Origin of the sequence: Natrinema pellirubrum DSM 15624, from assembly GCF_000230735.2 — an archaeon.
In the GTDB taxonomy this organism is placed as follows: domain Archaea; phylum Halobacteriota; class Halobacteria; order Halobacteriales; family Natrialbaceae; genus Natrinema; species Natrinema pellirubrum.
Genome location: NC_019962.1, coordinates 1,011,212 through 1,033,338, shown reverse-complemented (window position 1 = coordinate 1,033,338; position 22,127 = coordinate 1,011,212). Strand labels below are relative to the sequence as shown.

24 protein-coding genes are annotated in these 22,127 nt (G+C 65.7%); 11 read left to right on the top strand and 13 right to left on the bottom strand.

The window, feature by feature from the left end:
- The first annotated feature begins 25 nt into the window (after positions 1-25).
- The 3 genes from NATPE_RS05130 to NATPE_RS05120 all read left to right on the top strand — a co-directional run bounded on the left by NATPE_RS05130 (position 26) and on the right by NATPE_RS05120 (position 2,594).
- Positions 26-322, top strand: a complete 297-nt coding sequence (locus NATPE_RS05130) for a hypothetical protein (RefSeq protein WP_006179832.1) — start codon at positions 26-28, stop codon at positions 320-322.
- Positions 322-1,296, top strand: a complete 975-nt coding sequence (locus tag NATPE_RS05125) for an ArsA family ATPase (RefSeq protein WP_006179833.1) — start codon at positions 322-324, stop codon at positions 1,294-1,296. Before NATPE_RS05130 ends, NATPE_RS05125 begins: the two co-directional genes overlap by 1 nt.
- 98 nt (positions 1,297-1,394) lie before the next feature.
- The gene (locus NATPE_RS05120) at positions 1,395-2,594 is read left to right on the top strand and encodes a redox-regulated ATPase YchF (RefSeq protein ID WP_006179834.1); all 1,200 of its coding nucleotides are present in this window, start codon (positions 1,395-1,397) and stop codon (positions 2,592-2,594) included.
- Between the two features lie 38 nt (positions 2,595-2,632).
- On the opposite strand, the gene NATPE_RS05115 is transcribed toward NATPE_RS05120, so the two are convergent.
- Both NATPE_RS05115 and NATPE_RS05110 read right to left on the bottom strand, forming a co-directional pair.
- A complete protein-coding gene (locus tag NATPE_RS05115; protein WP_006179835.1) occupies positions 2,633-4,573 on the bottom strand; it encodes a hypothetical protein in 1,941 nt (646 codons plus the stop codon).
- A 106-nt stretch (positions 4,574-4,679) separates the two neighbouring features.
- Positions 4,680-5,090: a hypothetical protein gene (locus tag NATPE_RS05110; RefSeq protein ID WP_006179836.1), complete on the bottom strand. Its 411-nt coding sequence runs from the start codon at positions 5,088-5,090 to the stop codon at positions 4,680-4,682.
- 118 nt (positions 5,091-5,208) lie between these two features.
- Here NATPE_RS05110 and NATPE_RS05105 point away from each other — a divergent pair, with 118 nt between their 5' ends.
- The gene (locus NATPE_RS05105) at positions 5,209-6,891 is read left to right on the top strand and encodes a spermidine synthase (protein ID WP_006179837.1); all 1,683 of its coding nucleotides are present in this window, start codon (positions 5,209-5,211) and stop codon (positions 6,889-6,891) included.
- Positions 6,892-6,940: 49 nt separating this feature from the next.
- Here the strand turns inward: NATPE_RS05105 and NATPE_RS05100 are convergent, their stop codons facing one another.
- Positions 6,941-7,735: a helix-turn-helix transcriptional regulator gene (locus tag NATPE_RS05100; RefSeq protein WP_006179838.1), complete on the bottom strand. Its 795-nt coding sequence runs from the start codon at positions 7,733-7,735 to the stop codon at positions 6,941-6,943.
- A 237-nt stretch (positions 7,736-7,972) separates the two neighbouring features.
- Here NATPE_RS05100 and NATPE_RS05095 point away from each other — a divergent pair, with 237 nt between their 5' ends.
- On the top strand, positions 7,973-8,953 hold the full coding sequence (locus NATPE_RS05095) for a DMT family transporter (protein WP_006179839.1): 981 nt from the start codon (positions 7,973-7,975) through the stop codon (positions 8,951-8,953).
- Positions 8,954-8,956: 3 nt separating this feature from the next.
- Here NATPE_RS05095 and pth2 read toward each other — a convergent pair whose 3' ends face one another.
- Positions 8,957-9,295: a peptidyl-tRNA hydrolase Pth2 gene (pth2, locus tag NATPE_RS05090; protein WP_006179840.1), complete on the bottom strand. Its 339-nt coding sequence runs from the start codon at positions 9,293-9,295 to the stop codon at positions 8,957-8,959.
- A gap of 68 nt (positions 9,296-9,363) precedes the next feature.
- Positions 9,364-10,179, bottom strand: coding sequence for a hypothetical protein (locus NATPE_RS05085; protein WP_006179841.1), 816 nt, complete (start codon positions 10,177-10,179; stop codon positions 9,364-9,366).
- A 203-nt stretch (positions 10,180-10,382) separates the two neighbouring features.
- Between NATPE_RS05085 and dcd the strand changes: the two genes are divergently transcribed.
- The 3 genes from dcd to NATPE_RS05070 all read left to right on the top strand — a co-directional run bounded on the left by dcd (position 10,383) and on the right by NATPE_RS05070 (position 12,337).
- The gene (gene dcd / locus NATPE_RS05080; RefSeq protein WP_006179842.1) at positions 10,383-10,997 is read left to right on the top strand and encodes a dCTP deaminase; all 615 of its coding nucleotides are present in this window, start codon (positions 10,383-10,385) and stop codon (positions 10,995-10,997) included.
- Between the two features lie 158 nt (positions 10,998-11,155).
- A complete protein-coding gene (locus NATPE_RS05075; RefSeq protein WP_015298790.1) occupies positions 11,156-11,467 on the top strand; it encodes a hypothetical protein in 312 nt (103 codons plus the stop codon).
- Positions 11,468-11,542: 75 nt separating this feature from the next.
- Positions 11,543-12,337 carry an alpha/beta fold hydrolase gene (locus NATPE_RS05070; RefSeq protein ID WP_006179844.1) on the top strand — a complete coding sequence of 265 codons (795 nt, stop codon included), beginning with the start codon at positions 11,543-11,545 and terminating at the stop codon, positions 12,335-12,337.
- On the opposite strand, the gene NATPE_RS05065 is transcribed toward NATPE_RS05070, so the two are convergent.
- Positions 12,338-13,624: a YihY/virulence factor BrkB family protein gene (locus NATPE_RS05065; RefSeq protein ID WP_006179845.1), complete on the bottom strand. Its 1,287-nt coding sequence runs from the start codon at positions 13,622-13,624 to the stop codon at positions 12,338-12,340.
- Between the two features lie 221 nt (positions 13,625-13,845).
- Here NATPE_RS05065 and NATPE_RS05060 point away from each other — a divergent pair, with 221 nt between their 5' ends.
- Complete coding sequence (locus NATPE_RS05060; protein WP_006179846.1) at positions 13,846-14,046, top strand: hypothetical protein; 201 nt, start codon at positions 13,846-13,848, stop codon at positions 14,044-14,046.
- A 38-nt stretch (positions 14,047-14,084) separates the two neighbouring features.
- Here the strand turns inward: NATPE_RS05060 and NATPE_RS05055 are convergent, their stop codons facing one another.
- On the bottom strand, positions 14,085-15,200 hold the full coding sequence (locus NATPE_RS05055) for a tRNA (guanine(26)-N(2))-dimethyltransferase (protein WP_006179847.1): 1,116 nt from the start codon (positions 15,198-15,200) through the stop codon (positions 14,085-14,087).
- A gap of 121 nt (positions 15,201-15,321) precedes the next feature.
- Here NATPE_RS05055 and NATPE_RS05050 point away from each other — a divergent pair, with 121 nt between their 5' ends.
- Positions 15,322-15,678, top strand: a complete 357-nt coding sequence (locus tag NATPE_RS05050; RefSeq protein ID WP_006179848.1) for a hypothetical protein — start codon at positions 15,322-15,324, stop codon at positions 15,676-15,678.
- Positions 15,679-15,801: 123 nt separating this feature from the next.
- On the opposite strand, the gene NATPE_RS05045 is transcribed toward NATPE_RS05050, so the two are convergent.
- The 6 genes from NATPE_RS05045 to NATPE_RS05020 form a co-directional block, all read right to left on the bottom strand.
- Positions 15,802-17,001, bottom strand: coding sequence for a Cdc6/Cdc18 family protein (locus NATPE_RS05045; protein ID WP_006179849.1), 1,200 nt, complete (start codon positions 16,999-17,001; stop codon positions 15,802-15,804).
- 1,283 nt (positions 17,002-18,284) lie between these two features.
- The gene (hisH, locus tag NATPE_RS05040) at positions 18,285-18,947 is read right to left on the bottom strand and encodes an imidazole glycerol phosphate synthase subunit HisH (protein WP_015298787.1); all 663 of its coding nucleotides are present in this window, start codon (positions 18,945-18,947) and stop codon (positions 18,285-18,287) included.
- Between the two features lie 95 nt (positions 18,948-19,042).
- Positions 19,043-19,471, bottom strand: a complete 429-nt coding sequence (locus NATPE_RS05035; RefSeq protein ID WP_006179851.1) for a hypothetical protein — start codon at positions 19,469-19,471, stop codon at positions 19,043-19,045.
- Positions 19,472-19,586: 115 nt separating this feature from the next.
- Positions 19,587-20,174, bottom strand: a complete 588-nt coding sequence (locus NATPE_RS05030; protein WP_006179852.1) for a uracil-DNA glycosylase — start codon at positions 20,172-20,174, stop codon at positions 19,587-19,589.
- A 109-nt stretch (positions 20,175-20,283) separates the two neighbouring features.
- Entirely contained in the window at positions 20,284-20,874 is a 591-nt protein-coding gene (locus NATPE_RS05025) for an endonuclease dU (RefSeq protein WP_006179853.1), read from the bottom strand.
- Between the two features lie 3 nt (positions 20,875-20,877).
- The gene (locus NATPE_RS05020; RefSeq protein ID WP_006179854.1) at positions 20,878-21,054 is read right to left on the bottom strand and encodes a DUF5786 family protein; all 177 of its coding nucleotides are present in this window, start codon (positions 21,052-21,054) and stop codon (positions 20,878-20,880) included.
- Positions 21,055-21,251: 197 nt separating this feature from the next.
- On the opposite strand from NATPE_RS05020, the gene NATPE_RS05015 reads away from it, so the two are divergent.
- A complete protein-coding gene (locus NATPE_RS05015; RefSeq protein WP_006179855.1) occupies positions 21,252-21,869 on the top strand; it encodes an MBL fold metallo-hydrolase in 618 nt (205 codons plus the stop codon).
- The last annotated feature ends 258 nt before the right edge of the window (positions 21,870-22,127 follow it).

The window sequence follows — 22,127 nt, the reverse complement described above, 5'->3', positions numbered from 1 at the left end:
TAGCGTTCGATACACAGATACAGGCATGGACCTGGCCGACCGGATCGACGCGTTTCGCGAGACGCTCGAGGAGTGGCTCCGGGGGCTCTATCACGGGATGATCTCGCACCCGGCCTACGAGAAGATCGAGAAGGAAGCCGAGGACGCGGAGGACGCGTTCATCCTGGCGTGTTTCCCCGACGCCTTCGGCATTCCCTCGCCCGTCTCCTACTACACCGCCGAACTGCTGCCCTATCTCGAGGACGAGTTCGAGGCCTGGGAGCGGCGGCTGTGGGACCGCGGCACGTATCTCGAACGAAAGGGCCAGCAGTACCACTTCTGATGGAGCCGTTCGTCTTCTTCGGCGGCAAGGGCGGCGTTGGCAAAACGACAGTGTCGTGTGCCTACGGGCTCAAGTGCGCCCGCGACGGCCACCGCACCCTCGTCGTCTCGACCGACCCCGCCCACTCCGTCACGGACGTCTTCGACCAGCCGTTCGGGGACTCGCCGCGACCGGTCGAGGGGGTCGAGGGGTTAGAGGCCATGCAGATCGACCCCGAGGACGAAGTCACCCGACATCTCGACGAGATCCGGCAGGACCTCTCCGAACAGGTGTCGGCCTCGATGGTCAACGAGATCAACCGCCAGCTCGAGAAGGCCCACGGGACGCCGGGGGCCTACGAGTCCGCGCTGTTCGACCGGTTCATCGAGGTGATGCGCAACGCCGACGACTACGACCGGGTCGTCTTCGACACTGCGCCGTCGGGCAGCACCCTCCGCCTGCTCGGCCTGCCCGACCTGCTCGAGGACTGGATCGACCGGCTGATGTACAAGCGCCGGACCAGCATCGACCTCTTCGAGAAGGCCGCCGTCGGCAACAACGAGCCCCGCCGCGTGATGGAGGGCGACCCCGTTCTAGCGCGACTCGAGGAGCGCAAGTCCTTCTTCGAGTTCGCCGGGTCGGCGCTACACGACGATGCCGCGTTCTTCCTCGTCCTCAACCCCGACGAACTGTCGGTCAACGAAACCCGCCGCTCGATCGCCGACATCCGCGAAAAGGACCTCGCCGTCCGTGGACTCGTCGCCAACAAGCTCACGCCGTCGCCGGACCCCGACGAGAACGGCCGGGGCGCACGCTACCTCCGCGAGCGGGTCGCCACGGAAGACGAACGGCTCGAGACGATTCGATCCGAGTTCGAGCCGCCGCTGGTCGCCGAAATCGGCTGGCGAAGTTCGGAGGTCAAAGGCGACCTGCTCGACGACGTCGCCGCCGAACTCGATATCGCGACCGCGGTCGAGCCGCCGACGCACGTCTAGCCCCCGCTCGAGTCTACTGCGCGAATCTGCTACGCCCATACATACCACCCCAGCGACGGAGGGAAACCCGTTTACGCTGGCCGCGCCACGGACGGATAATGAGTACGAGTTACCGGATCGGACTGGTCGGCAAACCGTCCGTCGGCAAGTCCTCTTTCTTCAACGCCGCGACGATGAACGACGTGCCCGAGGGGGCCTACCCGTTCACGACGATCGACCCCAGCGTGGGCGAGGCCTACGTCCGCGTCGACTGTGCGGCCCCCGAATTCGACGAGGAGTGTACGCCCAACGTCGGCTACTGCGACGACGGAACCCGTTTCGTTCCGACGAAACTCGTCGACGTCGCCGGGCTCATCCCCGGCGCACACGAGGGCAACGGGCTGGGCAATCAGTTCCTTTCGGATCTGAACGAGACCGACGTCCTCGTCCACGTCGTCGACTTCTCCGGGCAAACCGACGCCGAAGGTGAACCCACCGAGGGCCACGACCCCCGTGACGACATCGACTTCCTCGAGGTGGAACTCGATCAGTGGTATCTCGACGTCCTCGAGAAGGGGATCGAACGCTACGAGTCGGGCTACACGACCGAGGACGACGCCATCGAGGAGGAACTCGCCGAGCAGATGAGCGCGTTCAAAACCAGCGACGACGAGATCAAGCGCCTGATCCGGCGGGTCGATGTCGGTTTCGAACCCGAGGCCTGGGACGACGAGGACAAACTCGAGCTGGCCCGCGAGATCCGCAAGGAGACCAAGCCGATGGTCATCGCGGCGAACAAGATGGACACACCCGAGGCACAGGAAAACTACGAGGCGATCGCGAACGATCCGGACTACGATCACCTGACGATCGTGCCCTGTAGTGCCCACGCCGAGAAGGCGCTGAAATCGGCCGACAAGGCCGGCGTCGTCGACTACCGGCCCGGCGACGACGACTTTGAAATCACGGGCGACGTCTCCGGCGACCAGGAACAGGGACTCGAGCAGATCCGAGACTTCCTCGAGCAGTTCGGTGCGACGGGCGTCCAGGCGGCACTCGAGACCGCGCTCTTCGACGTGCTGGGCGTGACGCCGGTGTTCCCCGGCGGTGCGAACGGGCTGGGCAACGAACGCGGCGAGGTGTTGCCCGACTGCTATCTGATCCCGCCGAACTCGACCGCGGAGGACTTCGCTTACAGCCTCCACTCCGATATCGGCGACGGGTTCCTGCACGCGATCGACTGTCGGAGCAATCGCCAGCTCGGGAAGGACTACGAAGTCGAGTCGCGGGACGTGATCGAAGTTATCACGACCAACTGAACCTCGGCCGAGACGCCGACCGGGGAGCGAAACCCGGCCTAGGCCGTGTGGGCGTAGCCGATGTGGTACTGTCCTTCGTAGATCAGGGACAGTCCGTGCGTCGCCGACGCGTCGACGGGGATCGTGTCGCCCTTCTCGAAGTCACCGTCGATCTCGTCCGCGAGGTCGATTTCGACGTTGTCGCCCTCGGTCCACACGCGAGCTTCGAGCGCCGATGCGTCCACCGAATCGCCGCCGACGTGTTCGACCGCGGTTCCGTCGTCGGTGAACGCGAGGTCGATCGTCGGTTGCGGGTACGCGCTGCCGACACGGACGTCGTCTTCGCCCCAGACGACCTCGACGTCGGCACCGACCGGGACGGCGTCGACCTCGATCGTCGTACCCGAGGCGACGGTGTCGGCCGCGTCGGCCCACTGCGTGTCGGCCGGCTCGCCGTCGATCAGGAGTTCGTAGGCCGAGGCGGACCGTTCGGTGTCGTCGTCCAGTTCGAGGGTCGCCGCAAGCGATTGCTCCTCGTAGTCGTACTCGAACACAACGGTTCCCGGCGGCTGGGCGCGATGGGTCGAGAGACTTTCCCGGAAACTCGGCTCGCCCCAGCAGACGGAGACCACGTCGCCCGGGTCGACGTCCGCGATCGTCGCGTCGTCACCGGACTCCATCGTCGTTCCCGTCCACGGCTGAGCGGTCGCCGTCGGCTCGGCGTCGTCCCCACGGAAGCCGTAGGTTGGCCGGTCCTCGTGGACCGCGAGCCACACCTCGTCGCCGTCGAGCGGGAACTCGTCGGCGTACTCGACGGTGAGTTCCGTCGCGTCGGGGTCGTACGCGAACTCGAACCGGAAGTGACTGAGCAGCGTCGTCGAACTCGAACTCGAGCCGTACTCGTGATCGTGAGTGAGCGTCACCGAGCAGTTCGGTTCGACGTCGTCGGTCTCGATCACGATCGTGTCGCCTTCCTCGAGGGTACCGTGCCCGTTGGTCCAGACGTCGCGATCGTACTCCTCGTCGCCGACTTCCAGCGTGAGGTCCTCGATCGGGGTCGGATCGCCGTGGCCGATCTCGATCTCGAGGAGGTCGTCGTCGAGGTCGAGATCGCGCGCGACGTGAAGCGCGCCGGGGCTGTCGTGTTCCTGGGCGGCCCGTTCGGCCGCGAGGTCGCGCTCCACGGTGATGGTGACGAGACTGCCGTCGACCTCGGTCGTCGGCTCGTTGGTCGTCGCCATATAGGCGAACTCCCCTTCGAGGCGTTCGACGAGTTCGTCGGTCACGTCGTCCGCGTCGGTAAAGGAGACCCCGAAGTCCATCGCCATCGTGTCCGGACCGAGGACGGTCATCGCCCGGACGACGTATTCGGCGGTCGCGTCGATCTCCGGCGGCTGGAAGTCGTCACCGACGCTGACGCTGTATCCGTCGGCGTCCTCGTAGCTGTCGAACGCCTCCGCGAGCAGAGGCATCGAATCGAGGAGTCGATCGGCATCGCCCGCACCCGCGGCGACGGCGTCGGAGAGGACGGCCGCCTCCTGCGCGATAACGACGGCCTCGTCCGTGACCGCGGCGACCTGCTCGCCAGCTTCGTAACGGTCGTACGCGATCCCGTCGTCGGTTTCGCGGGACTCGCCGTCGCCGTCGAGGTCGATCTCGCCGGTAAGGACCGTCACCGACTGGGTGAACTCGTCACCCGTCGCGTAGACGGTCGCCTGTTTCGCGACGGTCTCGTCGTCGATCTCGAACGCGCCGGTGGTGGCGTTTGGCCCGTAGGGTTCGTTTGCCTCGCGCCGGCGCTCGAGGTCCATCACCGACATCGTCAACTGATCGGCCGCGACCGAGGCCGGGAGCCGATCGAGGAGGGTGTCGAAACTCGGTGCATCGGCGGAATCGCGCGTACCGTTCGCGGCGGTCGAGCTGGCAGTAGTACCTGCCAATCCGAGCGCCATCGTCGTCCCGATACCACCGAGGAGGGTTCGGCGGGGATACTGCGGCATACGATCCGATTTCGTTTCCCTCTTCACAAGTAGGTTTTCATTACATTCTGTATCAGAAACAGGACAGTGATCGTCGACCCCACGACTCAGCGCCCCGTTTCGACCGCTACCCGACGGCGGTCTCGGCCGACTCGAGCAGATTCGTGAGTTCGCCCCGCCGTTTCCAGGCGGCGATCCGATCGCCGAACGGCAGGGGTGCGGCGAGTTCGACCGTCGAGCGGGCGGTGAGTCGGGTCCGTCCGTGGTCGACGGACTCGACCTCGAGCCGTGTTCCCATCGCCGAGAAGGGGCCGCGCTCGCTTTCCTGCGTGTAGTAGATCGACCCGTCGCGATCCTCGAACCGCAGCGGCAACTGGATCCCCGGGCCGCTGGCGACGACGACCGTCGCATCGCCCCGTTCCTCGACGCGTTCGACCGCGAAACTCCCCTCGGCCTCGACGATGGTCGCCGGCTCGAGCCACGCCGACAGCTCGGTCGGAGCCGCAGCGACGACTCGGGAGACCGTCACCTCGCGCATACCGGTCCGCACGCACGGAGCCGGGATAAAACGCCGGACCGGCGCTCGACTCGGGTGACTCCCGGCGAATCCGTACCGAGGCGACAAGTTCTCCTGCCGGGCCCGCTATGTCCCGGTAATGAGTCTGGGGCAGCCCTCCGCGTACCGCCCGACGAAACCCGACGTCGCGGTGTTCGTCTCCGGCGTCACCAGTATGGGTCTCGAGATCCTCGCGGGCCGGATCATCGCCCCGCAGTTCGGGAACAGCATCTACACGTGGGGGAGCATCATCACCGTCTTCCTCGCCGCACTGAGCCTGGGTTACTGGCAAGGTGGCAAACGTGCCGATACCGCCTCGAACGCGCGGATGAGCTGGATCCTGCTGGGGACGGCCGGCTACGTCGCGATCGTCGTCTATGCCAGCGATCAACTCCTGCTGTCAGCGTCGACGATGCCGCTGCCGGCCCGCTACGCCTCGCTGCCGGCTGTCCTGATCCTGTTCGGCCCGCCGACCTATCTGCTCGGTTTTATCAGTCCCTACTCGGCCGAACTCTCCGAGAAAGAAGGCACCGGCGAGGCGTCGGGCCACGTCTACGCGCTGGGCACCATCGGCAGCATCGTCGGCGCGGGCGCGACCACGTACTTCCTGATTCCGACGCTGGGAATCGACGCGATCGGGCTACTGTTCGGCTTTATTCTCGTCGGCACCGCGTTCGCGCTGACCCTGCCGCGGGTCGCTCCCCGGCCCGCGGCCGCCAGCATCGGCATCGCCCTGCTGTTGGTCGTCGCCGGCGGCCTCGGCCCCGTCGCCTTTGACCACCGCGGCGACGTCGTCTACGAGACCCAGACGGCCTATCAGGAACTCGAGGTCATCGACGACGGCGACGTGCGAACGCTGTATCTCGACGGCGCACGCCACAGCGCGATGGACCTCGAGGATCCAAACCGACACGTCTTCGAGTACACGCGGTATTTCCACTTGCCGATGCTGATGACCGACGACCCCGACGAGGTCGACGACGTGTTGTTCATCGGCGGGGGTGGCTACACCGGCCCGAAGGACTTCGAGCGGCGCTACGATGTCGACGTCGACGTCGTCGAACTCGACCCCGAGGTGACGCAGGCGGCCAAGGAGTACTTCCGTCTCGAGGAGGGCGAGAACATGACTACCCACACCGAGGACGGCCGGATCTTCCTGCAGGAGACCGACGAGACCTACGACCTGATCGTCCTCGACGCCTACCAGAAGGACCAGGTGCCGATCCACCTCACGCAACTGGAATTCATGGAACTCGTCGAGGACCGACTCTCCGACGACGGGGTCTTCCTCGCGAACGTCATCGCCGCGCCCAGCGGGGCCGGCTCGGCGTTCTACCGGGCCCAGTACAAGACGATCGACGAGGCGTTCCCCTCGACCTACAGCTTCCGGACCTCGAGTCTGGGCTCGGTCCAGAACATCGAGGTCGCCGCGACGAAGGCCGACACCGAGTTCACCGAAGACGACCTCGCGGCCCGCAACGAGCGCCGCGACCTGCCGATCGACCTGAGCGGCGAGGTCGACGCGTACATGGACGACCCGAACACCGACGACGTGCCGGTGTTGACCGAGGATCACGCGCCCGTCGACAACTTGCAGGCGTCGACGATCGGCCAGGAGTACGTCATCGAGGAGACCGGCGAGGAGGAGACGGAGCCCGAGCCCGCTTCGATCGCGGTCGGGCCGGACCCGCTCGCGGCGGCGCGGCCTGCGGCGGGGCTCGAATTCCCGACGCCGATCTCACCGAACCACGAGGCGACGGCGGCCGAGTCGGCCTCGCCGTAGGAGAGAGAGGGCCGACTCGAGCGACATCGCCTCGCGTTCTTCGCTCCCGTCAGTCGGTGAGATCCTCGACCGCGAGCGGCGTCGCGGTCCGCCAGTAATGATCCAGCGAGTCTTCGGCCCACGCCCGGACGGCGTCGTCGTCGGTATCGACGGAGGCCCGCAGGATGCCGTCCTCGTCACGCAGGAGGAGATAGACCAGGTCGTCGACGATCATGATCGCGATCGGAACGCCCTCCTCGCGGACCCTGATCTCGGCGTCCTCGGCCGTGAGCAGGGCCTCGAGCCGGTCGCGAAGCTCCGACTCCTCGGCGAGCGCCTCGATCGCGTTGCGGCCGAAGACGCCCCGAAAGCGCTGGTCGCCGCCGGTTACACGGTCGCTGACGACCTGTAGCGCCTGTCCGTTGAACGTGTGTGAAAACGTCCTGATTTCGTCGCCATCGCGGACGAACTCGAGCAGTCGCGAGAGCGGTGCGTTCGGCCGCGTCGCCGTCGGGACGGTGATCGTCGCATCCGAGAGCCGCCGGAGATCGAAGTCCATCGCATGGGTCGGCAGGTAATCGACGATGTCACGGAGCCGCCCCTCAGTCTCGAGGATCTCCTGGAGGTCGGTGAATCCCTCCGCGACGAGTCGGCCAGTCGCTGTCGCGACGTACTCGCTGCCGTCGTGTCTGACCCACGACCGGTCCTCGAAGTCCCCGAGGATTCGGCCCAGCGTCGCCTGGGAGGCCCCCGTTTCGTCGGCCAGTTCCCTTCGGGTGTGTCGCCCCGCCGAGAGCAGGTCCAGCACCGCGACGCGGTTCTCCGAGAGCGCCAGGAACTCGATCTCCTCGAGCGCCGATTCCATACGTCACCTCTCCGGGCCGAGACCAAACCGTTTTCGCACCGTGAAAGGGTTTCACGGCCCGCGCGGGTGTCGCGTCGCCGGTCCCTTTCCCGGCCCGCCCATATTTCTTGCTCTGGAATCGTTTCTGAACGAAACTATATGCTACCGGCACCTACCTGAGAGTACGATGATCTTCGCTCTTCCCGCGTCGCCCGCGTTCGGGTCGCCGCACGCGATTCCGACGGTGGTGACGGCGTCGTGGTAGCGCGTCGCACCGCGGTCTTCTTCGCCCTCTCGAGCCTGTTCTTCGGCGGCACGTTCGTCGCCGCGAAAGCCGGGCTTGCGTACTTTCCGCCCCTGCTGTTCGTCGCGTTCCGGTTCGACGTGGCCGCCGTCATCATGCTTGCCTACGTCGGGCTGACGACCCCACGGGCCGACCTGCTGCCCCGGACTCGCAGCGACGTCGGGGCCGTCCTCGCGACCGGCGTCCTCGCAATCGGGCTGACCAACGCCTTGCTGTTCGTCGGTCAGCAGTACGTCACCAGCGCGGTAGCTTCGATCATGTACAGTCTCAACCCCATCATGACGCCGATCTTCGCCGCGTTCTTCCTCTCGGACGAGCGGCTCTCCGCCCGCGGCGCGGCCGGGATGGGACTCGGCCTGCTCGGCGTCGGTCTCGTGGTCAGTCCCGACCCCGCGAACCTGCTGGGCGGTGCCGTCGGCAAGGGGATCCTCTTCGTCGGCGCGATCGCCGCCGCGCTCGGGGCCGTGCTGATCCGTCGGGCGGACAGCGACCTCTCGAGTACGGTCCGAGTCGCCTGGGGACTGCCCTTCGCCGCAGTGCTGTGTCACCTGCTGGCGTGGACGGGCGGCGAGTCGGCGGCCGCGATCGACTGGACCGTCGAAGCGGTCGCGGCACTGGGGTACGTCAGCGTCTTCGCGGGCGTCCTCGCCTACATCGCCTACTTCGGCCTGATCGACGCGGCCGGCGCGATCCGCGCGAACCTGATCTTCTACGTCGTGCCCGTCGTCTCGACGCTGGGTGGCTGGGCGCTGCTTGGTGAGACGATCGACGCGCTGGCGGTCGCCGGCTTCCTGACGATCTTCGCCGGCTTCGCGGTGCTGGGCAGCAAGTCGGTCGATCTCGAGGCGCTGCGCGATCGGGTCACCCCCGATCCGCCGCTGCCCGACGACGAACCCGCAGTCAGGGACGACCCCCGCGGCTACCGGTCGGACTGACGGTTAAAACAGCGACAGCTCGCCGGTCACGCTGTCGACGCGGTCGTCGGCCGCCGGGCCGACTGCCAGCGCGGTGACGGTCCCCGGCTCGAGTTGGGTGTGACCGGCGTCTCGGATGAGTCCGGTGGGAATCCCCTTTCGCTCGGCGATCTCGGAGAGTTCGTGAAGCTGGCGCTCGCTCTCGCCTTTCAGGACGACCTTCTTTTGGCCCCCTTCCTTCCACTGGTCTCGCAGTTGCCGGTCGGCGTTCTCGTAGGCCGACAGCGACGCGTGAGCGACCTGTGCGGCGAGCTTTCCCTGTCCCATCCCGATATCCGTGCGAGCGACGATGGCCTGTTTCATGGCCGATTCGAAGACGTCGATGCCTTTAGCGGTACCTATCGATCGCTGCGACGGACGCCGGCGAGCCGTCAGTGAACGACTTCGCTCTCGCGGAAGTACTCCCGTTCCGTTCGTCTGGCCTCGGGCCCCGCCTCGACTAGCGTCGGTTCGTCGATCGGCCCCTCGAACCGGTCGGGATCGGGCTCGACCCGTTCGATCATCGCCGAGAATACCGATCCCCGGCGGCCGCTCGCCGAGACGAAACCGCCGTACTCCCGCTCTTCCCGGGCGGTCTCGTCGGGGTCGGGGAACTCCTCGCGGATGATCTCGGCACCCGCTTCGAGATACGTCGCCGCCCGCCGCTGGGAGTAGTAACTCTCGTCGTAGTAGGTTTCGGCGTACTCCTCGTCGAGGTCGTCCGTGGAGTGTTCGGGCGACTCGTATCGGATCGCCTCGGCCGTCTTGTGCCCGCTGGCAAAGCGGATGTTGACCGTGAAACTGTCCGGATACCGGATGACCAGCGGGACGTACAGCATGTCCGTGATCGTGGCCTGCTGTTGGGCCCGCCAGGCCCCCTCGAGGTAGTACGCGGCGATCGCGCCGATGCGGTCGTCACGATCCCCGCGATGATACGCCCGCGCGACCGCCTTGTAATCGTCGCCGACGATCCGTCGGAGTCGCCGCTCGAAGCTCTCGGCGGCGTGATCGAACTGTGCTTCGTAGGCGTCTAACACCGTTACTTCGGGATCGGCGAGCAGGTCCGCCTTCCGCTCCAACGCGGCCGCGATCGTCAGCATGTTCTCGTGGAACAGCCGCTCGGCCTCGAGATCGGGGAGCGGAACCCTGACCGCCCGCTGGTGTAGCACTTCCGTGTCCCCGTTGAATCGGCCCTGCCTCCCACTCATGGACCCACCTTCATCGTACAGCGTTATAATCGGTTAGGCCGTCCATCCACGGGTTACAGGCGCTTGAATTGTATCAACATTATAAATGATGTAAACCGTTGGCTCGACCGAGGGTCGCCGGTCACCCGTGGATCGAACCGGGACCGCGCCGTGAGCGACGGCGGACCGAGGACTTTAGGGTGCCGTGTTCGCTCCCTCTCGATATGATCCTCTCCGACGCGGACATCCTCGACCGACTCGAGGCCGGCGACCTCGTCGTCGAGCCGTTAGACGACCCGGAACTGCAGATCCAGCCCGCGAGCGTCGACCTCCGACTGGGCCGGGAGTTTCTCGAGTTCCAGCGGACGAACATCCCCTGTATTCACCCCAACTCCGAGGACGAAGTCGACGATTACGTCTCCGAGACCGTCGTCGACGAGGACGACGACTTCATCCTCCACCCGGGCGATTTCGTGCTTGGGACGACTCACGAACGCGTCGAGATTCCCGCGGACCTGATCGCTCACGTCGAGGGGCGGTCCTCGCTGGGCCGACTCGCGGTCGTCGTCCACGCCACAGCCGGCCTCTGTGATCCCGGCTATCGCGGCCAGATCACCCTCGAGCTGTCGAACTTGGGCTCTGCACCCGTCGCGCTCACGCCGGGGATGCGGATCTCGCAGCTCACCTTCACCGAACTCAAGACCGAAGCCGACCGCCCCTACGGGAGCGAGCGGGGCTCGAAGTATCAAGACCAGAGCGGACCGCAGGCCTCCCGGATCGAGAGCGACGACGAGTTCGGCGGCGACCAACTCGAGCGCGGGGACGCGGACGGCGAGTGAACCCGGGGCTGGAACTCGATCCGCTCTCGAGACGTCGGCGCGCCGTTTCGATCCCGATCGACCGGCCGGCGAACCGTCTCCCGGTCGCTTCCCCCGCCGATCACCGCCCGGCCATCGCAGGCACGACCGACTTGTCCCGAGTTGCGGTAGCCGACGGTATGTGCGCCGTTTTTTCCGACGACGATATCGACAAACCCGTCGAGAACGCCACCGGCGAGACCGTCGGCGTCGTCGCGGCGGTCGCGGGCGACGTCGCTCACGTTCGGCCCGACCCGTCGGCCGTCGAGTCGATCAAATCCTCGCTCGGGTGGGAGAAAGGAGCCCGGTATCGCGTCACACTGGATCGAGACTCGGTCCGTGAGATCACCCGCGATGCGGTCCGGCTCGAGGGTGGGCTGCCGACGGAACCGGCCGCGACGCCCGACGCGGACGCCGACTCCGGAAGCGACGGCGGCCGGGGACTCGAGTAGCGGTCGTCTCGGCCGCCGTCGCCGTAATGGGCCGGGCGGACCACTAAGGTCGCTCTCGTGATACTCCCACCGGCTATGGACTGGACAGGCGAGGGACCCGACGAGACCGGCATCGACGTCGCCGGCCCGTCGGACGCCGACTCGATCGTGTTCGTACACGGCGCGATGTTCACCCGGAAGATGTGGCTCCCCCAGACACGGGCGCTTTCCGGGGAGTATCACACCGTCGCGCCCGATTTACCCGGCCACGGCACCCGCGCGGGGAAGCCGTTCCGGATGGAGCCGGCGATCGACGTCCTCGAGTCGGTCGTGGACCGCCACACCGACGGCTCCGCGACGCTCGTCGGGCTCTCGCTGGGGGGCTACGCGGCGACGGAGTACGCCTACCGGCATCCCGACGAGGTCGACGCGCTGGTGCTGTCGGGCAGTAGCGTCAACCCGGTCAATACGATGGAACTCGGCACGCGGCTGACCGGCGGGATGTCGCGACTCCTTACCAAGCCCGACATCGGGAAGCGGGCCGTCGAGAAACTCGCTGCCCGCTGGGTTCGACAGCGCGATCTCGCGCCCGATATCGAGCGCGAGATCATCGACGCCGGCTTCTATCCCAAGCAGTTCGGCGACGCGGGACCGGACATCGCCGGTCGCGATTTCCGGGCCGCACTCTCGACGTACCCGGACTCGACGCTGATACTCAACGGCGAGAACGACAAACTCATGCGCCGCGGCGAGCGCGACCACGCCGCCGCGGCCCGGGACGGCCGGGTCGAAGTGCTGGCGGGAGCCGGCCACATCTGTAACCTCCACCGACCCGAGACGTACACGGATCGGGTACGGCGGTTCGTCAGCCAGACTGCTCGCGTTCGGTAGCTATCGGCGGTCGCCGACCGCATCGCGGAGCCGACCGGGGAGTCCAAGCAGGGAGATGCCGAAGCCGAGCAGGACCATCAGGACGTAGAGACCGAGCGTCGAGGTCCAGACCACGAGCATCGCGAGGATCGCCCAGCCTCCGTTGAGGAAGTAGAACGCGCCGATCGACATCGCCGTGCCGTAGAGCAAGACGAGATACGGCCCCCAGTCGCGGGCGTGGCCGCGTCGGACCCGACGGCGGACGTAGCGTTTCAACTCGCTCTCGAGGGACTCTTTCCGAACGGTGCGCTCTTCGACGTCGGACTCGAAGTCGTCGACGCGATCGCGAAGCCGCTCGATTTCCTCGCGAAGCGCCGCCGGATCGTCGGCTCGATCGCGGGTTCGGGCGCTCGCGCTCGATTCGCGTGCGCGGTCGCTGGCGCGGTCCTCCGTGGCTCCCTCGTCGGCGCCCGTGGCGTCGTCGGTCATCGCTTCTGTCGGAATCTGTCGTCGGCCGGGACTTTGTAGCTGCCGATCCAGTTCACGGTCGGCCAGCACCGCGTTGACCACCGCCGCGAAAACGAGGATGATCGCACCGACGTACAGCCAGATGAGGACGAGAAAGACGGCCCCAAGCGCACCGTAGACCGCGTAATCGGAGAGTAACCCGGCGTATAGCGAGAACGTGCGGCTCAGAACGAACCAGCCGACTGCGGCGATGACCGTTCCAGGTGCCGCCTCGCGGATCCCGACGTTCGCGTCCGGGAAGATCACGTACAGCGGCAGGAAGGTGACGAACAGCCCCAGCACGACGAACAGTTGGCCGACGACCGCCACTGCGAACGACACCTCGAGCCCCGGCGGGAACCGAACGACCAGCTCGAGCGCCCCCAGCAGCGCGAGGCCGGCCGTGATGGCGATCGAGACGATCATCGCGTCCCAGATCGTATCGAGTAGCGACTTCTCTCCGACCGTGTCGTAGACCTGCGAGAAGGCCCGATCGAGGCCACGGAGGACGCGGCTCGAGCCCCACAGCAGGCCGAGGATGCCGGCGACGGTCGCCCCGCGACGACCCGTTTCGTCAGTGACGGCGTCGGCCAGCAGCGTCTGGGCCTGAACGGTGAGAATGTCGGTCGCGGCCGCGGAGAGCCGGTCCGCGAGCGCTTCGCCCCCCACTGACGCCGCGAGGCCGAGCGCCAGCAACATCAGCGGTACCAGCGACAGAAAGCCATAGAAGGCGACCCCGGCCGCCAGCAGCGTCAACTGTTGGTCCTTCGCGAGCCGAAGGACCCGTCCCGTCAGATCCACCCCTCGTCCCCGATCGATCACGGCCCGCCGTTCGAGGTCCCACCCAATATGTAATCGCACGACACAGGGATCCAACGGGCTGTTACGCCGGACGGCCCCGACAGTACCATCGGGCTGATCCGGGTCGGCGTCCCGTAGCGGTCGGTTTCGACCGCCGATCGGAGACCGGCGACGGCGGCTCGAGCGCGAACTTCTTTCTGTCGGGAATATAACCCCATCGCATGGAGCAACGACGCTGTCCCGACTGCGGCGTGACGATGAAAGAGACCACCGTCCGCGACACCGAGGGAATGCGCCTGTCGATCACGACCGGGAAACGTAACGGGCTGTTAGGCAAGGTAGGAGTCCAGAACACGGCGAAAGTACAGGGCGTCTGCTGTCCCGAGTGCGGACTCGTTCGCCTCTATGCCGACCTCGAGTAACGGGCTCGACGGCCGGCCGACATCTCGATCCCCGTCGATCAGTCGAGGTTCCCTTCCGTCGCCGCCCTGATCTCACCGACGGTCGCGTCGGTTTTGAACGTCGTCCCGCCGTAGTGGGCCCGGGAAGCGGCGTGGCCCGCCTCGCGCAGGTCGGCGAGGAACTCGTCCATCGCGTTGGCCGGCAGCCCCCAGTTCCGACAGAGTTTGTGCTGATCGTAGTGGGTCGGCGTGTCGAGTTCCGCCGCGAGCGTGTCACAGAGTTCCCGGGCCTCGGGCGCGGTATCGAACGTGTAGGGGATCTCGTCGCGAACCGCCCCGATGAACGACGAGTCCTGCACGGGGCCGAGCCAGACCGGGCCGGCCGCGAGGACGCGGTTCCCGTCGCAGTGGGGACAGCGCTCGAGCGGGTCGGCGATCAGCCCGGGGTCGGCCTCGCGGTAGAGGCAGTCTTCGCAGTGATAGAGGTGGCCTAACTCGTCGATCGCGGCGTCGGCCGCGGTGGCTTTGTGGGTCAGCTCGAGGTAGGTCCGGACGTAGTGGCTGGTCGCGTGGGTAAGCAGCGGTTCGACGCCGACGTCGAACCGGGCCGCGCTGCGGGCCAGCGCCGACATGAGGGTCCGGACGCCCATCTCCGCGTGATAGTCGGTGTTACGGGGGATCGCGGAGTAGGAACGCACGCCGCTGTTGAAGTGTGCGCCACACATCGGCGCGGTATCGGTCGCGGTGACACAGACCAGATCCCGGCAGTTCGCGAACGCGGCGTCGGCAAACGGCATCGGCGTCCCGTAGGGATCCAGATCGATCACGTCGAACGGCTCCTCGTGCATCAGCGCGTTGACGTTGCGGTGTTCGACCCGCCCCTCGCAGTCGTTTCGCTCGAGGTTGTCCCGGGCGAGGGAAACCGCTTCCTCGTCGACGTCACAGCAGGTCACGTCCCAGCCGTCGGCCGCGGCTCGAACTCCGCGGACGCCGCTTGCGGTCATCGCGTCGAGATACGTCTCGGCGCGATCCTCGCGCTCGCGGTAGGCCCGCAGCGTCGCGATCGTCAAGTCCCGGTTCAGCTCCTGTCGCGGGTTGTAGAAGACCGCCTCCTCGATGCCCTCGGTCTGCTCGCCGGGGACCTCGAGTTCGACCCCGCCCTCGGTGACGCGCATACCACGTCTCGTGGGTAGCGGGCGAAAAGCGGTGTGGTCTCCCGCCGGCGGCCGATGGGGAGACGGCGGGCCGGCGGCGGACAACCAAACCGATTTTACAGTTCGGCGCACAGTCACGGACGTGTCGGAGGCCAATCCCGTCGAGCGATGGCAGGCGAGTCTCGAGGAGGCCGGCGAGCTGACGCCGGAGATCGTCGGGGCGATCACGCGAGTCCACGGCGACCGCGGGGCCCGGGCCATCGAGGCGGTCGGCGAGAACCGCGTGAAGTCCTACCGGGATTTCACCATCGTCGTCGGCTACGAGGACGAGTATATCGTCGAGGACGGCGGCTGTACCTGCAAGGACAGCGAGTACAACTTAGACGCCGACGACCCCACCGAGAAGTGCTGGCACTCCCTTGCGGTCGCCATCGCTCGCCGGGTCGGCCACGTCGACTACCACGATATGTGGTACTCCGAGGTCCGCGAACTGCTCTGAGGGCGTCGGTCTCCGTTCCTACAGAACCAGACGGAGTGAGCGAATCGACGAGAAGTGTCACTCTCCTCGTCGCCACGATGGCAGCACGCTCGCGACCGATATCGTTCACCGTGATCGAGAACGCTACTCGGACTCGTTACAGGCGGCGATGATGACCTCGGGATCATCGATCAGCCGATTCTCCATGTAGTTGCCTTTCCCCTTTCCGGCCCACTTGCGCTCCTGATCGATGATCGAGAGGAACTCGAGTTCCGAGAGGATATCGCGAACCCGGCGGAGCTTCAGGTGTTCCGAGCCGTCCCGATCGCAGAGACGTTTGTAGAGGTCGTACGCCTCGTTGGTCGTCACCGGCGCGTCGTCGCCCTCCTTTTGCTGGGTCAACAGCGCCATCGCCTCGAGGACGAGTTTCGCGTGACTGGGGCTTTTGGATATCAGCTCGGCCAGTCGGCTGGTTTCCTCGCGCTCGTGTGCCTGATCGACGCAATCCTCAGTGACCGTCTCGAGGGCGTTCTCCTCGGCGATCTCACCCGCAAAGCGGAGGATATCGATCGCCTTCCGTGCGTCACCGTGTTCGCGGGCCGCGAGCGCTGCCACGCGGGGAACGACGCCGTCCTCGAGGACGCCCTCGTGAAACGCGTCGGACCGTGAGCGCAAGATTTCCCGGATCTGGGTCGCATCGTACGGCGAGAAGACGTACTCGCGTTCACAGAGGCTCGATTTGATGCGCTCGTCCAGCGAGTCCTTGTACCGGACCTTGTTCGAGATTCCGATAACGCCGACGGTACTCTCGGTGAGTTTGCCGGATTCGACCGCTCGAGAGAGTTGCATCAGGATGTCGTCGTCCTCGATCTTGTCGACTTCGTCTAAGATGATCAGGGCGACGTCGTAGCAGGTGTCGACGATGTGCCAGAGGCGACGGTAGTATTCGGCCGTACTCAGTCCCGAGTGTGGAATCGAGACGTCGGTCTTGGACTGGTCGTTGAGTTGATGGCCCGTGGACTGCACTGCCTGCGTTTCCGTCGACTCCTGGAGGCAGTCGACGTACGCGACGCCGATCGAGACGTCGTTGCCCTCCGCGCGCTCGATCGCCTGATTCGTGATGAACTTCGAACACAGTGACTTCCCGGTTCCTGTCTTCCCGTACACGAGGACGTTGTTCGGCGTGTTTCCTCGAGTCGCCGGTTTGATCGCGTTCGCGAGGTTGGTCAGTTCGTCCTCGCGGCCGATGATTCGATCGCCGTCCGGGAGGTGTGAAACCTGCAGCAGCTCCTTGTTCCGAAAGATTTCGTTCTCACTGCCGAAGTAGTCCGTCGAATCCGACATTCGGGTGCCAGCTCCTTTCGGCGTCGACTACTTAACCGTTCGGAACCGGACTGCCGCTGTATGCCTCGAGTTCCGCGGTTTGAGTCGCTAAATTCTGCGAACACACACCCCAGAGTGCCGCTGTATAGGTGAATAACCACCCCTCGGTGCCGCTGTATACGTGGGCCGATTGCGCTGGGCTGCCGTCGGAGAACTGCCACCGGACTGGGGCCGAGATCCATCGGAACCCCGGACTGCCGCTGTATAGCATGGCGGTTCCGCCGACAGAAGCGAACCGAACGGCGATGAGCCGCCAGTGGTATCCGTGGGCTCAGACGACCGTTATCGGTAGATTCGGGTTCGGTCCGGGGAACCGAACGGATACCGTCCTTCCGCTGTATCGGATAAAAAGAGTTTCCATTAGGCGTGAGTCGGTCGGTTTTCACCCCTCGGTGCCGCTGTATACGGCGGACACACACCCCGCGTTGCCGCTGTATAGCTGTGATGGTGGCTGTCGACTCGAAGTGGCGGTCCGGTGTTGACTCACAGATCGGGCTGACCGATAGACAGCGTGGCACCGTGGACAGAACTCGTACCGGCACGCAGTGACCCCGACGGAGACCGAACGACTCGGCCGAAACCGTACCGATGATAGCCGAAATCGGCACCGATGGTAGCCGAAAGTGACACCGATAATAGCCGAAAAGGAGCCGATGACAGCCAAAAGCGACGGGGAGTTTCGTCTCGAGCGACGAACCCATGTCCAATCGCCATTGGACGCTACTGTAGCCAATTCACTCAATGGACGGTCACACAGCACTAGTATATATTGTTGGTTATTCTGTTTGGTAACCGTCGGTAACGCATCTACTGTCTAGCAGTCCTACAGCGATCCGTGAACCGAAATTCAAGGGGGGCCCTCCGGAGAGGCAAAACGTCGCGGCTGATACAGCGGCAACGCGGGGTGTGTCTCTTCGCCACCTACTCATGTATTCATCTATGAGCAGACAGAAGCGTGCGGCAGCAAACGAGCGGCACATCGCGGTGAACTACTTCGTTTCGGCCGGCAACTATCGTTTCGGTCGCTGGTAGCGTCCTGGCGGGACGACTCGCCGGCGCAGACCTCCGCGAGGTCCCGCAGGATAAATCTCCACAAGATTGCAGGATCTGCAGCCCCGTCTCGCACGCCACCCCGTCTCGCGCGCTACCTTTTTCCGCTCGAGTTCGGCCGCGTCGCTCTCTCACCGATCACGCAAAAATCCGGATCAAAACCCGCTCACTCCCGATGGTCGCTCGCGCTCGCCTTACTCGTCGGCACAAATCTCTACGAAGTTCCGCAGGATCTGCAGCCCCGTCTCGCCGCTCTTCTCCGGGTGGAACTGCGTGCCGAAGACGTTCCCTGCCTCGTTCGCGACGATCGAGGGGAACTCGCGTTCGTAGTCGGTCGTCGCGACCGTCGCCGCTTCGTCGTCGGGAGCCGCGTAGTAGGAGTGAACGAAGTAGGCGTACTGGCCGTCTACCCCCTCGACGAGCGGGTGATCGCGCTCGACCGAGAGTTCGTTCCAGCCCATGTGGGGGACCTTCTGACCCTCGTCGAAGCGAACGTTGGTCCCGGGGATCAGATCCAGTCCCTGGACGGCCGACTCGCCGTCGGTCTCGCCCTCCTCACTCGAGGTCAGCAGCATCTGCATCCCAAGGCAGATGCCGAAGAGGGGGGTCCCGCGCTCGGCGACTGCGAGGAGATCCTCGCGGAGCGGGTCGGCGTTCTCGACACCTTCGCGGAACGCGCCGACACCAGGCAGGACCACCCCGTCGGCCGCCTCGAATGCGGCCGGATCGTCGGTGATCTCGACGTCGGCACCCGCACGTTCCAACCCGCGGGTGACACTGCGGAGGTTCCCGAGTCCGTAGTCGACGACGACCACGGACGCGAGGGATTGCTCGGTCGAAGACGAAACGGCGCTCATACGTTCACTCGGAGCGGCGCGTTGAAGTGAATTACCCTTCGGGCAACCGGCCGCACCTCAGGGGAGAGACGGCCACTCGAACGCCGGTCGATCACTCACAGGGTCCCCGCTCTTCCACGGCCCTCGCTACCGTGGAGACGCTGCCGTCGTCGGTACACGTAGTACCCGATCGCTGGGACCGAAAACAGGTACGCAACCGCCAGTTCCGCCCCGGCGACGTGAACGAGTCCGAGCGCGCCTACAAGCCACGGGTTCGGATTCCATCCCGGCCGGTCTCGAAGCGCGAGTGCGTCCATGAGCAGCGCGACCGCTACGACAGCGGCGAACAGGAACGACAGCCAGCCGGCGAGGACGGTCACGGCGAAAGAAACCAGTCCGGCACCGAGGGCCTCTCTGTCGGCAGCTACGACGAAGAAACGGAGTGCAGCGGTGGAAATCAGCGTCAAAAGCGGTGCGATAGGAAACAGGTACACACCGTACCGCCACACGGGATCAGCGGGGGCGAATTCAGAGGCGGAGGACATCCGTCCCAGTTCTTGACAGCCGACACTAATATACTCAGTGAACGGTATCGTCTCCGCTCGACTACTCGCCGCCTGTTCTCACGGCGAGTATTCGCCGATCTGTCATGCCGGTCGCTCAGAACCCGTCGAGCCGGGACTGTCCGCCCTCGCTCTCGCTGATCCCTGCCAATTCGGCCGCCTGCCGGATCGCGTCCTCGAACGTCTCCTCCTGACTGCGGTCGTACAGCGTCGCCGCGGGATGGACACAGAGCAACACGCGCCGCGGCATTCCGTCGATCCGGACCTCCTCGAGCGAGCCAGCCTCCTTGGTCACCGCGACGGATCGCTCGAGCAGGTGTTCGCTGGGGACTTTCCCCAGCGTGACGACGACTTCGGGGTCGACGGCCGCGATCTCGCGCTCGAGATAGCCCCGGCAGTTCTCGAGTTCCTCAGTCGTCGGGTCGCGGTTCTCCGGCGGCCGACAGCGCACGCAGTTGGTGATGCGGACGTCGATCCGGTCGAGGCCAGCGGTCCGGAGGGCGTCGTCGAGGACCGTCCCGCTGCGGCCGACGAACGGTTCGCCCTGTTCGTCCTCGTTGGCACCCGGCCCCTCGCCGACGAACAGTAAGTCGGCGTCCGTGGGACCGGTTCCGTTGACGATCCGGCTCCGCGAGTCGACCAGCGCCGGACAGCGCGTACACTCCGTGACCCGACAGTCCTCCATTTCCATACCGGTGGCTGTGACGGGCGGCTACTACGTCTTTCGGGTCGCAGTTGCCGCCGATCGTCGGCCACACCCCGGGCCACACCTCCGCTACACCCCGAGCCGCACTTCAGCCATCCTCCCGTACCAACTCGAGCGATCGGGCGTACGCGTCCGCGGCGCGAGCCGCCTCGCGCGCGACCCGGATCGGCTCCGGGCGGCCGCCCTCGGGCGTGAACCCGCGGACGACCGCCGCAGCCTCGGCCGGCTCGAGGCCGACCGCTCTGACGTAGACCGTCTCGTCGTTGACCGACACCGCGTGGCGCTCGGGCAGCGACCGGCAGGTCTCGAGTCGCGTCTCGAGGTCCGGTCCCGAGAAGGCATCCCGGAGGCCGGCCTCGAGGCCGTCGCTGGCCTCGAAGGTCACTGCGATGACCGGTCGGTCGACTGCTTCGAAAAGACGCGTGAGATCGAGCAGGTTGTACCACGCGGGGGCAACGGTGCCGAGCAGCACGTACCGGGCGTCCGGTCGGCCGAGGTCGTCGACCAGCCCGGCAACGGCGTCGGTGCCATCGGTGCCGCCGACGCGACAGGAGCCGTACGCGAACCCATCACAGACGCGGTCGGCGCGGACGACGGCACCGGCGATCGTGCTTCGGTTCCGATCGTGATCACCGCGGTACGATTCGGCGATGCCCAGCGCCCGTACCCCGGCTTTCATCTCTCACCTGTCGTCGTCTTTGATCTCCTTGAGCCGGTCGAGCAACTCGTCGCTCGAGGCACCGTTCTCGAACTCGATGGTTCCGTCGTGGCTGTTCGCTCCCGACTTCACTGCGTCATCGTCGTCAAAATCGGCGTCGACTTCCTGCTGTTCGGATTCGTCGTAGCTCCCGAATCCCATACGAGTAATCCTATGGGATACCGATTGAAAAATTCAGTGGTCACCAGTTTATGAGGGTTTCCGAACCACTGTAGCCACGCGTGAACGGGATCAGCCCCGACAGTTAGCTACCGTTATATAAGAAAGAAAGGACGATAGGACGAGGTCGTTCCGCAGCGATGACACCGTTTTTGCCGTCGGCCCTCGAGTGATCGAGTATGGAAGTCGTTCACGTCACCGAGGGCGCGGAAACGTTCACTTGTAACGCATTCCTCGCGATCGGCGAGGACGGGCACACGACGCTGGTCGACGCCGGCGCGTGGGACGGCGTCATCGACGAGGTTCGGAGCCACACCGACGATGTCGACGCCGTGGTCATGACCCACCAGCACGGCGATCACGTCGAGCGACTCGAGGCCGTCGTCGACGCCTTCGACCCCGAGGTCTACGCCTACGCGGACCATCCGACCAGGACCCACGCCCTCGAGGACGGCGACACCGTCCGGATCGGCGACGAGGAGTTCGACGTGGTCTACACGCCCGGCCACGCCGACGATCACGTTTCCGTCGTCTCGGAGTCGTCGTTGTTCTCCGGCGACGTCGTCGTCCACGACGACGGGGCCTTCGACTACGGCAGCTTCGGCCGGACCGACATGGCCGGGCAGTCCCGCGAGCGGCTCATCGAGAGCATCCGGGACCTGCTCGAGCGCATGCCCGAGGGCGTCGAACACATGTACGCTGGCCACGGTAGCGTCTTCCACGGGGATGTTCACGACGTGGTGGAAACGGCGCTCGAGCGGGCGGAGAAGCGCGAACCGAAGTATCCCGACGAGTAGGGCCGCGAGCGAACGGGCAGCGCCCGTGAGCGAGCGGTCTTTTTGATCCAGATTTTTGCCGTGAGCGGTCGGCAACGCCGACCCGAGCGGGAAAAAGGTGGGTGCGAGATGGCGCTCGAGCGGGGGAGCTACCCTGTCGAGTAGCCGGACCACGCGGTCGGGTTCGGTCCCGGCATCTGGGGGCACTCGTAGCTCCTGCAGTTACGGATCCGTGTCATGCTGGGTCGGTACGTATTGCGGGCTTGCCTCGGATCGCCG

Excerpts from the sequence above, each read along its gene's own strand:
- NATPE_RS05130 (WP_006179832.1), top strand. The coding sequence starts at position 26 with ATGGACCTGGCCGACCGGATCGACGCGTTTCGCGAGACGCTCGAGGAG.
- NATPE_RS05125 (WP_006179833.1), top strand. The coding sequence starts at position 322 with ATGGAGCCGTTCGTCTTCTTCGGCGGCAAGGGCGGCGTTGGCAAAACG.
- NATPE_RS05120 (WP_006179834.1), top strand. The coding sequence starts at position 1,395 with ATGAGTACGAGTTACCGGATCGGACTGGTCGGCAAACCGTCCGTCGGC.
- NATPE_RS05115 (WP_006179835.1), bottom strand. The coding sequence starts at position 4,573 with ATGCCGCAGTATCCCCGCCGAACCCTCCTCGGTGGTATCGGGACGACG.
- NATPE_RS05110 (WP_006179836.1), bottom strand. The coding sequence starts at position 5,090 with ATGCGCGAGGTGACGGTCTCCCGAGTCGTCGCTGCGGCTCCGACCGAG.
- NATPE_RS05105 (WP_006179837.1), top strand. The coding sequence starts at position 5,209 with ATGAGTCTGGGGCAGCCCTCCGCGTACCGCCCGACGAAACCCGACGTC.
- NATPE_RS05100 (WP_006179838.1), bottom strand. The coding sequence starts at position 7,735 with ATGGAATCGGCGCTCGAGGAGATCGAGTTCCTGGCGCTCTCGGAGAAC.
- pth2 (WP_006179840.1), bottom strand. The coding sequence starts at position 9,295 with ATGAAACAGGCCATCGTCGCTCGCACGGATATCGGGATGGGACAGGGA.
- NATPE_RS05085 (WP_006179841.1), bottom strand. The coding sequence starts at position 10,179 with ATGAGTGGGAGGCAGGGCCGATTCAACGGGGACACGGAAGTGCTACAC.
- dcd (WP_006179842.1), top strand. The coding sequence starts at position 10,383 with ATGATCCTCTCCGACGCGGACATCCTCGACCGACTCGAGGCCGGCGAC.
- NATPE_RS05075 (WP_015298790.1), top strand. The coding sequence starts at position 11,156 with ATGTGCGCCGTTTTTTCCGACGACGATATCGACAAACCCGTCGAGAAC.
- NATPE_RS05070 (WP_006179844.1), top strand. The coding sequence starts at position 11,543 with ATGGACTGGACAGGCGAGGGACCCGACGAGACCGGCATCGACGTCGCC.
- NATPE_RS05060 (WP_006179846.1), top strand. The coding sequence starts at position 13,846 with ATGGAGCAACGACGCTGTCCCGACTGCGGCGTGACGATGAAAGAGACC.
- NATPE_RS05055 (WP_006179847.1), bottom strand. The coding sequence starts at position 15,200 with ATGCGCGTCACCGAGGGCGGGGTCGAACTCGAGGTCCCCGGCGAGCAG.
- NATPE_RS05045 (WP_006179849.1), bottom strand. The coding sequence starts at position 17,001 with ATGTCGGATTCGACGGACTACTTCGGCAGTGAGAACGAAATCTTTCGG.
- hisH (WP_015298787.1), bottom strand. The coding sequence starts at position 18,947 with ATGAGCGCCGTTTCGTCTTCGACCGAGCAATCCCTCGCGTCCGTGGTC.
- NATPE_RS05035 (WP_006179851.1), bottom strand. The coding sequence starts at position 19,471 with ATGTCCTCCGCCTCTGAATTCGCCCCCGCTGATCCCGTGTGGCGGTAC.
- NATPE_RS05030 (WP_006179852.1), bottom strand. The coding sequence starts at position 20,174 with ATGGAGGACTGTCGGGTCACGGAGTGTACGCGCTGTCCGGCGCTGGTC.
- NATPE_RS05025 (WP_006179853.1), bottom strand. The coding sequence starts at position 20,874 with ATGAAAGCCGGGGTACGGGCGCTGGGCATCGCCGAATCGTACCGCGGT.
- NATPE_RS05020 (WP_006179854.1), bottom strand. The coding sequence starts at position 21,054 with ATGGGATTCGGGAGCTACGACGAATCCGAACAGCAGGAAGTCGACGCC.
- NATPE_RS05015 (WP_006179855.1), top strand. The coding sequence starts at position 21,252 with ATGGAAGTCGTTCACGTCACCGAGGGCGCGGAAACGTTCACTTGTAAC.